11 protein-coding genes are annotated in these 11,340 nt (G+C 69.6%); 7 read left to right on the top strand and 4 right to left on the bottom strand.

Annotation, left to right across the window (positions count from 1 at the left end):
* Positions 1 to 8: 8 nt before the first annotated feature.
* Together MHY30_RS02885 and MHY30_RS02880 are read right to left on the bottom strand one after the other, a co-directional pair.
* Entirely contained in the window at positions 9 to 1,361 is a 1,353-nt protein-coding gene (locus tag MHY30_RS02885) for a nitrous oxide reductase family maturation protein NosD (RefSeq protein WP_239275002.1), read from the bottom strand.
* Positions 1,362 to 1,710: 349 nt separating this feature from the next.
* Entirely contained in the window at positions 1,711 to 3,210 is a 1,500-nt protein-coding gene (locus MHY30_RS02880) for an amino acid permease (RefSeq protein WP_239275001.1), read from the bottom strand.
* A 170-nt stretch (positions 3,211 to 3,380) separates the two neighbouring features.
* Between MHY30_RS02880 and MHY30_RS02875 the strand changes: the two genes are divergently transcribed.
* The 3 genes from MHY30_RS02875 (at position 3,381) to MHY30_RS02865 (ending at position 4,919) form a co-directional block, all read left to right on the top strand.
* Positions 3,381 to 3,728, top strand: coding sequence for an Lsr2 family protein (locus MHY30_RS02875; RefSeq protein WP_239275000.1), 348 nt, complete (start codon positions 3,381 to 3,383; stop codon positions 3,726 to 3,728).
* A gap of 4 nt (positions 3,729 to 3,732) precedes the next feature.
* Positions 3,733 to 4,497, top strand: coding sequence for an acetolactate decarboxylase (gene budA / locus MHY30_RS02870; protein WP_239274999.1), 765 nt, complete (start codon positions 3,733 to 3,735; stop codon positions 4,495 to 4,497).
* An 83-nt stretch (positions 4,498 to 4,580) separates the two neighbouring features.
* Positions 4,581 to 4,919 carry an Lsr2 family protein gene (locus MHY30_RS02865; RefSeq protein ID WP_239274998.1) on the top strand — a complete coding sequence of 113 codons (339 nt, stop codon included), beginning with the start codon at positions 4,581 to 4,583 and terminating at the stop codon, positions 4,917 to 4,919.
* Between the two features lie 47 nt (positions 4,920 to 4,966).
* Here the strand turns inward: MHY30_RS02865 and MHY30_RS02860 are convergent, their stop codons facing one another.
* A complete protein-coding gene (locus MHY30_RS02860) occupies positions 4,967 to 6,040 on the bottom strand; it encodes a Glu/Leu/Phe/Val dehydrogenase family protein (RefSeq protein ID WP_239274997.1) in 1,074 nt (357 codons plus the stop codon).
* 119 nt (positions 6,041 to 6,159) lie between these two features.
* Between MHY30_RS02860 and MHY30_RS02855 the strand changes: the two genes are divergently transcribed.
* The 4 genes from MHY30_RS02855 (at position 6,160) to MHY30_RS02840 (ending at position 10,893) form a co-directional block, all read left to right on the top strand.
* On the top strand, positions 6,160 to 6,636 hold the full coding sequence (locus MHY30_RS02855; protein ID WP_239274996.1) for a YbaK/EbsC family protein: 477 nt from the start codon (positions 6,160 to 6,162) through the stop codon (positions 6,634 to 6,636).
* A gap of 134 nt (positions 6,637 to 6,770) precedes the next feature.
* Complete coding sequence (locus tag MHY30_RS02850) at positions 6,771 to 8,327, top strand: carboxyl transferase domain-containing protein (protein WP_239274995.1); 1,557 nt, start codon at positions 6,771 to 6,773, stop codon at positions 8,325 to 8,327.
* Positions 8,327 to 10,309 (top strand): biotin carboxylase N-terminal domain-containing protein, encoded by a 1,983-nt coding sequence (locus MHY30_RS02845; RefSeq protein WP_239275172.1) that lies wholly within the window; start codon positions 8,327 to 8,329, stop codon positions 10,307 to 10,309. The genes MHY30_RS02850 and MHY30_RS02845 overlap by 1 nt, the downstream gene beginning before the upstream one ends.
* Positions 10,306 to 10,893, top strand: coding sequence for a TetR/AcrR family transcriptional regulator (locus tag MHY30_RS02840; RefSeq protein ID WP_374204582.1), 588 nt, complete (start codon positions 10,306 to 10,308; stop codon positions 10,891 to 10,893). Before MHY30_RS02845 ends, MHY30_RS02840 begins: the two co-directional genes overlap by 4 nt.
* Here the strand turns inward: MHY30_RS02840 and MHY30_RS02835 are convergent, their stop codons facing one another.
* Positions 10,894 to 11,298 carry an NUDIX domain-containing protein gene (locus tag MHY30_RS02835; RefSeq protein ID WP_239275170.1) on the bottom strand — a complete coding sequence of 135 codons (405 nt, stop codon included), beginning with the start codon at positions 11,296 to 11,298 and terminating at the stop codon, positions 10,894 to 10,896.
* Positions 11,299 to 11,340 lie beyond the last annotated feature (42 nt).

Raw genomic sequence — 11,340 nt, 5'->3', positions numbered from 1 at the left:
GATCCGGCTCAGCCCGTGCACGTGATGTTGCTCAGCCCCTTTGCCGCAGCGGACGGAGCGCATGCGACGACGGTTCCGATCGCGCCGGACTGCACGGACACCTCGTAGCCGGGGATGCCTCCGGTGACGCTGTTGTTCCGGAACACGTTGCCCTGGCCCCACCCGGGCAAAGCGACGTGCACCTGGAAGGCGTCCAGGAGCGCGCCCGACCCGCGGTTCTCGATCAGCTGATATCCGTTGCCCTTCACATCGACCCAGGAATCGCCGTAATTCTGCCCGGAGTAGCCCGCATCGGTGAAGGTGTTCCCGCGGACGACCCCTCCCGTGGTGCCTTCCTTGATGTCGATACCCTCCGCGGAGGTGCGCCAGATCGTGTTCCCGATGATCTGCGCACGATCCGACCGATCGGGCGTGCTCGCGGAGCCCATGATCGACGACCAGTTGCTCTTCGCGCTGCCGACGTAGATGCCCTCCCCGTAGCCCGGTTTGTCCAGTCCGGTGTCGTGAATACGGGAGTTGCGGACGGTGACGTTCGCGCTGCCGGTGCGCAGGTGCACCGCCTCGGCGCCGATGGTGCCGACATCAACGCCGTCGATCACGGTATCGCTGGAGCCGTCCAGAACGATCCCCTTGGCCGCCCGCGTGACCGTCAGCCCGAGCACGTTCCAGTGGTCGCCCGTGATGTGGAGGGCGTAGCCCGAGGTGATCTTGCCCGTCGTCAACACGGCCCGGGAGGAACCGATGAGTGTGATCGGCTGCGACGCCGACCCCGAGGTCGCGGCGACGAACTGCCCCGTGTATGTGCCGTCGTTCAGACGGATGGTCTGCCCCGCGGCGGCTGACTTCAGGGCCGCTGTGAGCTGCGCCGATGTCGAGACCGTGACGATCGAGCCGCCCGAACCCGTGGCCGGCGCGGAGGGGGCCGGGGCGGGAGCCGGCGTCGTCGGAGCCGCTGTCGGTGTGGTGGGGGAGGGAGTCGGTGTCGCCGGCTTCGTGGCGGCGGCGGCTGTCACCGTGAACGTTGCATTCGTTTCGTGGCGACCGGAACTGTCCTCCCACCGCACGTTGAGCGTGTGCGCGCCCGCCGACGTGCGAATCGGCCACGTGTACGGCGCGGTCGCGTCTTGACCGAGGTAGGTCCCGTCCAGCCGGAACTTCACCGTGACGCCGGCCGGCGCACGCACCGCGAGGTCGAAAGTGCCGCTGGATCGGATCGTTCCCGCCAGCGCAGCACCGTCGACGGTGACGTCGGCGACCGTCAGCGCGGACGCGGCGGGCGAGGCGGCGATCGCCCCGATCATGGCTGTCGTGGCCACGGCGACGCGTGCGACCGTGCCGATGTGCTTCCTCGGGTTCTTCACCTTCGTGCCGTCTTCCTCTCCGAGCGGCGGATGGTCGAACCCGCCGTTACGATGTTGTCAACCCCCTGGCGCGAAGATTCAAGCAGCTGGTGCGTGGCGTCCAAATCTTCGGCGCTCTGCACGCAAATTTTGTCCCTGATGCGAACATGTGTTCATTCGGGGCGAACGAGTCGCCGTCCTCGGGCGCGACGGCACCCCGTCCGCCTCGAGGCGGGCGTTGGTCGCCGATCGCTCGTACCGGATCGCGTCGATAACCCTCGCGCGGACGGCGACAACGGCGGATTCCCGAGGGCGGAAACCACGGATGCCACGACCCCGGCGTGGGGACGTGGCATCCGTGGTCCGACGATCAGCGGCGCGGAGGGCCGACCACTCGGGGTTTCGACGGGTCGAGGAAGTCGCCGGTTCCGAGGCGGGCGTGCCGACGGGAGTACGCGAAGTAGATCGCGAACCCGAGCGCGAGCCAGATCAGGAATCGCAGCCAGGTCTCGACCGAGAGGTTGAGCATCAGGTACGTGCACACCAGGGCGGACACGATCGGCAGCACCGGGCTCCAGGGCACCCGGAACCCGCGCTTGAGGTCGGGGCGCGTGCGGCGCAGCACGATGACGCCGATGGACACCAGGACGAAGGCGGACAGGGTGCCGATGTTGACCATCTCTTCGAGCACGCCCACCGGGGTGACTCCCGCGACCACGGCGACGATGACCGTCACGACAATCGAAATCACCCAGGGGGTACGGAAACGGGGGTGCACCTTCGCCAACCGCTGCGGCAGGAGGCCGTCGCGTGACATCGCGAAGATGATGCGTGTGGCACCGATGAGGAGGGTGAGCACCACCGTGGTGAGCCCCGCGACGGCGCCTGCGGAGATCACCGTGGCCATCCACCCCTGGCCGTGATAGACGAAGGCGTTCGCCAGCGCAGCGGCCGGGTCGAGGTCGCGGTACGACACCATGCCCGTCACCACGAGGGCCACGGCGCAGTAGAGGATGGTGCAGATCACGAGCGAGGCGATGATGCCGATCGGCATGTCGCGCTGCGGCTTCTTCGTCTCCTCCGCGGTCGCGGCCACGACGTCGAATCCGATGTAGGCGAAGAACACCAGGGCGGCGCCGGCGAGGATGCCGCCGACCCCGAACGTCGCGGGCTCGAGGCCGGACAGGAACTGCAGCAGCGGCTGCGTCAGGCCAGACGCGGCTTCGGTCGGCTCGCTCGCCGGGATGAACGGCTGGTAGTTGGCCGGGTTCACGAACATCAAGCCGGCGATGATCACGAACAGCACGATGAAGAGCTTCACGGCGACGAGGACGAGATTGACCCGGAGCGATTCCTTGATGCCGAGAGTCATGAGGCCACCGAGCACGAGAACGAGGAGCACCGCGGGGATGTCGACGACGCCGCCATACGACAGCTCCGGGGGGAGCACGATGCCGAGCTGGCCGAGGAAGGCGCCCAGGTAGGCGCTCCAGCCCTGGGCGACGACACTCGCCCCCAAGAACATCTCGAGAATGAGATCCCATCCGATGATCCAGGCGGAGAGCTCCCCCAGGGACGCATAGGAGAAGGTGTATGCCGACCCCGATACGGGCACCGTGGAGGCGAATTCGGCGTAGCACATCGCGGCGAGTGCGCACGCGATCGCCGCGACGACGAAGCTCAACACGATCGCGGGGCCGGCGACATCGTGCGCGGCGCGTCCGGTCAATGTGAAGATTCCCGCGCCGATGACGACGCCAACGCCGAACACCGTGAGATCGAGGGCGCTGAGGGATTTCTTGAGCCGGAACTCCGGCTCGTCGGTATCGGCGATGGATTGCTCCACCGACTTGGTGCGAAAAAGACTCACTCGACACTTCCTCCGTCGGGGCGTTCCAGGAGCGAACGCCACCCCGGCACGATAGTGCCTTCGTCGTCGAGGCACGACATCCGAGTCGCTGGACGAACCCGGACGAAGTCGAGGGGCGAATCGTATGGCATCCGGGTTGAAAGGGATGCAAGGTGTAGGGTTCATTCACCATGGCCACGAAACACATCACACATCTTGTTGACGATCTCGACGGAACCGTCCTCGAAGAAGGCGACGGGAAGCAGATCACTTTCTCGATCGAGGGTCGTTCCTACGAAATCGATCTGTCCGACCGGAATGCCGACAAGTTCTATGCGGCAGTCGCTCCCTTTGTCGACGCGGCCCGTCCCGTCGGTCGCACAGGTTCCGGCTCCGGGCGCGCCCGCCCGGCTCGCCGGTCCAGCGATCTCGACCTCTCGGCCGTGCGCGAATGGGCCCGCGCGAATGGGCACACCGTGAGCGACCGCGGTCGTGTGCCGGCCTCTGTGCTCGAGGCGTACGGCGCCGCGCTCTCTTGACGACGTGGCCGCGTTCTCCGCGCGCACCGCGGGAGCGGTGCATCCCGGTGCGGTGACGCAGTTCGCCGTTCTCGATGCACTGATGAACGGCGTCTACTCTTCGGGCGTCCCCGTCGCCGATCTCCCCGAATGGGGAGACCTCGGGATCGGTTGCTGCGAGGGCCTCGGCGGCGAGGTGATCCTCGTGGACGGCGAGGCGTTCGAGTGCACGGCGGATCAGGCTCCGCGTCGTATGCGACCGACGGAGACTCTCCCTTTCGTCGACCTCTGCTTTCCCGGTGACAGCAACCCGACGCCGGTGCGAAGGGTGGACTTCGCAGGCGTCACGAGGACGGTGGAGGAGCGCCTCGTCAGCCGCAATCTGTTCCACGCGATTCGACTCGATGGTGTGATGGCTCGCGTGCGTACGCGCGTCACCGCGCGGCAGGATCCCCCGTCGCGTCCTCTGGCGGAGGTCGCGGCCGAGCAGATCGAGACCGAAACGGTGCAGCGAGCCGGCGTGGTCGTGGGATTTTGGATGCCGCACATCTATCAGGGCATTTCGGTTGCGGGGCTGCACCTGCACTTCTTGAGCGAGGATCGCCTCATCGGCGGGCATGTTCTCGACATCGAGATCGATGAGGCCGTTCTCCGAATGTCGGCTTTCGCGCAGTTCTCTCTTCGACTTCCCGTGGATGAGCATTTCCTCTCCACCGAACTCACCCACGGCGATGATCACCGCATCGTCGCGATCGAAGGGGGTGCACGTCCCGCCTCCGGTAATGATTGACCCGCTCCAGGCAGGGTTATCGGCGGGGTGAAGTCGCTGCCTTCTCAAGGAATTCCTAGAAGGTGTAGTCGTACAATGGCGCTATGGCGAAAAAGCAGATCACGCAGCTCATCGACGACCTCGACGGGACTGTCATCGACGACGGAACCACATTGCATTTCTCGGTCGAGGGGCGCGCGTACGAAATCGACCTTTCTGCTGACAACGCGACCAAATTCCGAGAGGCGTTCGAACCCTACGTGTCGGCGGGACGTCCGCTGGGCTCCGTCCCGGCGAGCTCGCGTCGGTCGAGCAGAACGCGATCCGCGGCGTCGCGCGACCTCGCCGACGTGCGGGCGTGGGCCGAGGCGAACGGGCACGCGGTGAACTCTCGGGGCCGCATCTCCGCGACGGTCCTCGAGGCTTACGACGCCGCCCACTGAGGGAGAAAAGAGCCCCGGATGCCATGGCATCCGGGGCTCGTGCGTCCTCAGACCAGGGCGGCCGAATCGGCGCCGATCCGCAGCCGCTCTGCCGCGATGCCCTCGGCGGCGGCGAGCGGGGTCACCCCGCGCGCGGCGGCCTCATCGAACACGCGGCGCAGCGTGTCGCCGATCCCGGCGACGCGCTCCATGATGCTGTCGCGCGAGCCCCGCTGTTTCGCCTCCATGTCCAGGTAGATCACGCCGCCGGCGTTCACGACGAAGTCCGGGGCGTACAGCACGCCGCGTGCCGCCAAGCGATCGGCGCCCGAGCGGTCGGAGAGCGGGTTGTTCGCCGGTCCGCAGACCGCACGCGCGTCGAGCGCATCGATGACCTCATCGGTGAGGACACCCCCGATTCCGGCGGGAACGAAGACGTCCGCGGGAACGAGGTGCGCCTCGCTCGGTTCGACCCACGCCGCGCCCAGACGCGCGGCCAGCGAACGCTTGGCGGGATTGACGTCGGTCACCGTCAGGATCGCCCCCTCGCTCGCCAAGCGCTCGGCCAGGCGGCCACCCACCTGACCGAGACCGGCCACCGTGATGCGACGCCCCGTGATGTCGCCGGAACCTGCCGCCCGCTCGAGCGTCGCCACCAGCGATGCATACACGCCGAGGCTGGTGGGCCCGGCGGGCTCTCCCGAGCCACCGACGGTGTCGGGGAGACCGACGACGTGCGCGGTGCGTTCGCTCACGACGAGCATGTCCTCGGTGGTGGACCCCACGTCTTCTGCGGTGCGGTACAGGCCACCCAGGCTCTCGACGGCGTCGCCGAGGTCCAGGAAGGCCGCGCGGCGACGATCGTCGTCGAGAACGGCACCCTCGGGAAGGCCGATGACCGACTTGCCGCCGCCCGCGTCCAGACCGGCCGCCGCGTTCTTCAGCGTCATCGCCGCCGACAGGCGCAGGGCGTCTGCGAGCGCGTCGCTCCAGTGCGGGTAGGTCCACAGGCGGGCACCGCCGAGCGCGGAACCGAGCACGGACGAGTGCAGGGCGACGGCGATGAACAGGCCGCTCCGACGCCCGGTCACCACCTCCACGCGCTCGTGAGAGAAATCGGGCAGGGCAAGGGCGTTGGTCATCGCGATCCTTATCGTCGGCCGCCTTGTGGGCGGCGCTGCGGTGGATGCCGCTGCGTTGTGGCATCCACCCCCATTGTGACCCGCCGAGGCGGTGGGGGCGAGCACTCTAGGCTGACGGCATGAGCGAGTCCCTTCCTACCCGCAGTCGCGCGGTCGCGGCCGCCCTGAGAAGCGCGGGCATCGAGGGTGAGATCGTCGTGCTCCCCGACGCGGCCCACACGGCCGCGCTGGCCGCGGCAGCGCTCGGAGTCGAGGTCGGTGCCATTGCCAACAGCCTCGTGTTCTGGAGCGACGACGAGCCCCTCTTGGTTATGACCAGCGGCGCGCACCGCGTCGACACGGCGGCGCTCGCCGCACGGCTGGGGCGCGGTGGCATCCGCCGAGCAACCCCTGAGCAGGTGCTCGCGGCGACGGGGCAGCCCATCGGGGGTGTCGCGCCGAGCGGGCACCCGTCGCCGCTGGCGACGATCGTCGACGAGGATCTCGCGGCTTTCCCGCGGATCTGGGCGGCCGGCGGTACGCCGCACACGGTGTTCCCGCTCACTTTCGACGACCTGGTGCGTCTGACCGGCGGAACTGTCGCGAAAGTCGACTGACACCGCGGCCCGCCGCCCCGCCGCCCCGCCGCCCGCCACACCCCGGCGCCGGAACCGCACGGGGCCTCGACAGCTCGGTTATCGATCAGTAACCTGCATTGGGTTACCGTTCGATAACCCGATGGGGAGTTGTCATGGCACACGCGTATCGCGCTCTCGTCGACGACCTGCGCGAGCGGCGGGCGAGGGTGGCGGCGGGCGGGCCGGAGAAGGCGCGCGAACGCCACGTGGCCCGGGGCAAGATGCTCGCTCGCGATCGCATCGACGCGCTGCTCGACCGGGGGAGCCCGTTCCTCGAGGTCGGGCCGCTCGCGGCGTACGGGATGTACGGCGGTGACTGCGCGGCCGCGGGCGTCGTCGCGGGCATCGGCCTCGTCCACGATCGTCACGTGATGGTCGTCGCCAACGACGCCACCGTCAAGGGCGGCACCTACTACCCGATGACCGTGAAGAAGCACCTCCGGGCGCAGGAGATCGCGGCCGAGAACCGTCTGCCCTGCATCTCCCTCGTCGACTCGGGCGGCGCGTTCCTGCCGATGCAGGACGAGGTCTTCCCGGACCGCGAGCACTTCGGCCGCATCTTCTACAACCAGGCACGGATGTCGCGCGACGGCATCCCGCAGATCGCCGCCGTGCTCGGTTCGTCGACCGCGGGCGGCGCGTATGTCCCGGCGATGAGCGATGAGACGGTGATCGTCCGGAACCAGGGCACGATCTTCCTCGGCGGACCCCCGCTGGTGAAGGCCGCGATCGGAGAGGTCGTGAGTGCCGAAGACCTCGGCGGGGGCGCCGTTCACACGCGTGTCTCGGGGGTCACCGACCACCTCGCCGAGAACGATGCGCACGCGCTCGAGATCGTCCGCAACATCGTCGCGACCCTGGCCCCGACGCCCCCGCTCCGCGCAGAGCCGCAGCCCGCCGTCGCGCCGGAACTCCCGACGACCGAGCTCGAGGACGTCGTCCCGGTAGAGCTGACCACCCCCTATGACGCCCGTGAGATCCTCGTCCGCATCGTCGACGCCGGCAGCATCCACGAGTTCAAGCGCGAGTACGGCGAAACGCTCGTGACCGCATTCGCGCGCATCGAGGGACACCGCGTCGGCATCGTCGCGAACAACGGCGTGCTCTTCGCGGAGTCCGCGCTCAAGGGCGCCCACTTCATCGAGTTGTGCGACCAGCGCGGCATCCCCCTGGTGTTCCTGCAGAACATCACCGGGTTCATGGTGGGGCGCGAGTACGAGGCGGGCGGCATCGCGAAGCACGGGGCGAAGATGGTCAACGCCGTCGCGTGCGCCTCGGTGCCCAAGCTCACGGTCGTCGTGGGCGGGTCGTTCGGCGCCGGAACCTACTCGATGTGCGGGAGGGCGTACTCCCCGCGATTCCTGTGGTTGTGGCCGGGCGCCCGGGTCTCGGTCATGGGCGGACCGCAAGCGGCATCCGTGCTCTCCACGGTTCGGCGCGACCAGATCGAGGCCGCCGGCGGCGAGTGGTCGGCGGAGGACCAGGCCGCCTTCGAGGCGCCGATCCGTGCGCAGTACGAGGAGCAGGGGAGTCCGTACTACTCCACCGCGCGGCTGTGGGACGACGGCATCATCGAGCCGGCCCAGACCCGCGACGTGCTCGCCCTCGCGTTGGACGTCGTCTCCCGCACCCCCCTCGACGCGCCGGGTTACGGCGTCTTCCGGATGTGATCGCCGTGTTCGACACCGTCCTCATCGCCAACCGGGGCGAGATCGCGTGCCGTGTCATCCGCACGCTCCGCCGTCTCGGCATCCGCTCGGTCGCGGTGTACAGCGACGCCGACGCCGACGCGCGGCACGTGCACCTCGCGGATGTCGCGGTGCGTCTCGGCCCCGCCCCCGCCGCGCAGAGCTATCTCGACACGGATGCCGTTCTGCGTGCGGCCCGCGCGACGGGAGCCGAGGCCATCCACCCGGGGTACGGATTCCTCGCGGAGAACGCCGGGTTCGCTCGCGCGTGCGAGGACGCCGGCATCGTGTTCATCGGCCCGACCGCGGATGCCATCGCGGTCATGGGCGACAAGATCACCGCCAAGCACGCCGTCGAACGTCGAGCGGTGCCCACGGTTCCGGGCGTGGCTCGCGCGGGCATGAGGGACGACGAACTGATCGCCGCCGCCGACGGCGTCGGCTATCCGCTCCTGATCAAGCCGTCGGCCGGAGGCGGCGGCAAAGGCATGCATGTCGTCGAACGGGCTGCCGACCTCGGTGCGGCGGTCGCCGCCGCACGTCGCGAGGCCGCCGCGAGCTTCGGCGACGACACGCTGTTCCTCGAGCGGTACCTCCCTCGGCCGCGGCACATCGAGGTGCAGGTGCTCGCCGACGCCCACGGCTCCGTCGTGCACCTGGGCGAGCGGGAGTGCTCGCTGCAGCGCCGTCACCAGAAGGTCATCGAAGAGGCACCGTCGCCGCTGCTCGATGAGGCGACCCGGGCGCGGATCGGCGAGGCCGCGTGTGAGACGGCGCGCAGCGTGGGGTATCGCGGCGCCGGAACGGTAGAGTTCATCGTCTCGGCGGACGCCCCCGACGCCTTCTTCTTCATGGAGATGAACACGCGGCTGCAGGTCGAGCATCCCGTCACCGAGCAGATCACAGGGCTCGATCTGGTCGAGCAACAGCTGAGGATCGCCGCGGGCGAGCCCCTGGGCCTGACGCAGGATGCCGTGACCCTGACCGGTCACGCGTTCGAGGCGCGCGTGTACGCCGAGGACCCGGCATCCGGTTTCCTCCCCACGGGAGGGCGGGTGACGCGCGTCCGGCACCCCGGCGGGGAGGGGGTCCGCGTCGACACGGCGATCGAGGACGGTCTCGACGTCTCGGTCGACTACGACCCGATGCTCGCGAAAATCATCGCGTGGGGGCCCGACCGCGACTCCGCGCGGAAGCGGCTCGTCGCGGCGCTCGGCGACACGGCGGTGTTCGGCTTCCCGACGAACGTGGAGTTCTTGCGGACGCTGCTGGAGGTGCCGGACGTGGTGGCCGGCACGATGGACACCGGTCTCATCGCGCGCGAGGCCGCGGCTCTCGCGCCCGCGGCCGTCGACGAGCGGACGTTCCTCGAGGCGGCGCTGCTGCTCGACGGCGCTCACCCGGGCGCGCGCGGACCGTGGCAGCGAGGTGACGGCTGGCGGCTGGGCCCGGCCGCGCCGCGCCGGTTCCGCCTGCGCGTGGCGGGGGAGGAACGCGTCGTCGAGCTCGGCGGTTCGCCGCGGCATCCGGTGGTCCGCGACGGGCAGCGGCCCGCCCGCGTGCGTGGGGGCGCCGACGGCCGCGCGTCGATCGACATCGGCGGGGACGTGCGATCGGTCGTCGCGGACGTCGATGCGGACGGGGTCTGGCTCGCGCACGAGGGGACCACGCGGCGCGTCGAGATCGCGCGTGCCCGGCACGCGGCGGACGTCGCCGTCGACGCCGACCCGCGGGTGCTGTCGCCGATGCCCGGGAGCGTCGTGCTGGTGAGCGTCGCCGACGGCGATCGCGTCGCGATCGGCGATGCCGTCATGGTGGTCGAGGCCATGAAGATGGAGCACGTGGTCCGCTCGACCGTCGCGGGTCGCGTGGCGCTGCACGCGCGCGTCGGCGATGTGGTCTCGCGCGGCCAGACGCTCGCCGTGGTCGGTGCCGATGGGGACGACCCGTCGAATCTACGATGAGTGTCGTGACGGCGACGTGGCGCGCGACGCAGAAGGCGAACCGCCGGGCGTCGCTGATGACGGCGGCCGCGCGGCTCTTCGCCGAACGCGGTTTCGCGGCGGTGTCCACCGTCGACCTCGGTGAGGCCGTGGGCATGAGCGGTCCGGCGCTCTACAAGCACTTCCCGAGCAAGGACGCACTGCTGGCCGAGCTGCTGACCGACGCGAGCGAGCGGCTGCTCGAGGGCTGCCGCGAGATCCTCGCGGAGCGCATCTCGCCCGACGAGGCGCTCGCCCGGCTCGTGCGGTTCCATCTCGATTTCGCCACGGCGGATCCCGACATCATCCGGTTGCAGGACCGCGAGCTCGCGCACCTCGCGACCGATGTGAACCACGAGGTCCGACGCCTGCAACGCGCGTACGTGCAGGAGTGGGATGCCGTGCTCGAGCGGCGGCGTCCGGAACTCGACGCCGACGAGCGGCAGACGCGACTGCTCGCGACGTTCGGGTTGCTCAACTCCACGCCGCACAGCGCGGTCGCTGCGAACGCGCCGGACATCCTCGCGGGCATGGCGCTGCGCGCGCTGGCCGGCGCGGACGCCTGATCAGGCGGGAAGAAAGTACTCGCGCGCGAGCGGGGCGACCTCGATATCGGATGCCGTCGCCGCGGTGACCCAGCGGAGTTCCGCGATCTCGGCATCCGGGGTCGGTCGTTGGTCGCCGATGTCGACGCGGAACACGTCGGCGACCACGGCGAAGCCGGGCTCGTTCGCGGCCGTGGCGGTGAAGGAGCCGAGCGGCTCGAGCGTGCCGGGTTCGACCCGCAGCCCGACCTCTTCGGCGAGCTCCCGCGCGAGGGTCTCCGCGGGCGTCTCGCCGGGCTCGGGCTTGCCGCCGGGTTGCATGAACGCGGTGGTGCCGGCCTTGCGGACGAGCAGCAGGCGCCCTTCGGTGTCGGTGATCACCGCGGCCGAGACGCGAATGAGGCGCGGGGCGTCGGCATCCAACATCACCCTCCGCACGCTAGCACCGCCCCCGCCCCCGTCCCGTCC

The organism is Microbacterium sp. ACRRU (assembly GCF_022346945.1).
Lineage (GTDB): Bacteria > Actinomycetota > Actinomycetes > Actinomycetales > Microbacteriaceae > Microbacterium > Microbacterium mcarthurae.
This window is presented reverse-complemented; position numbering and strand designations above follow the sequence as displayed.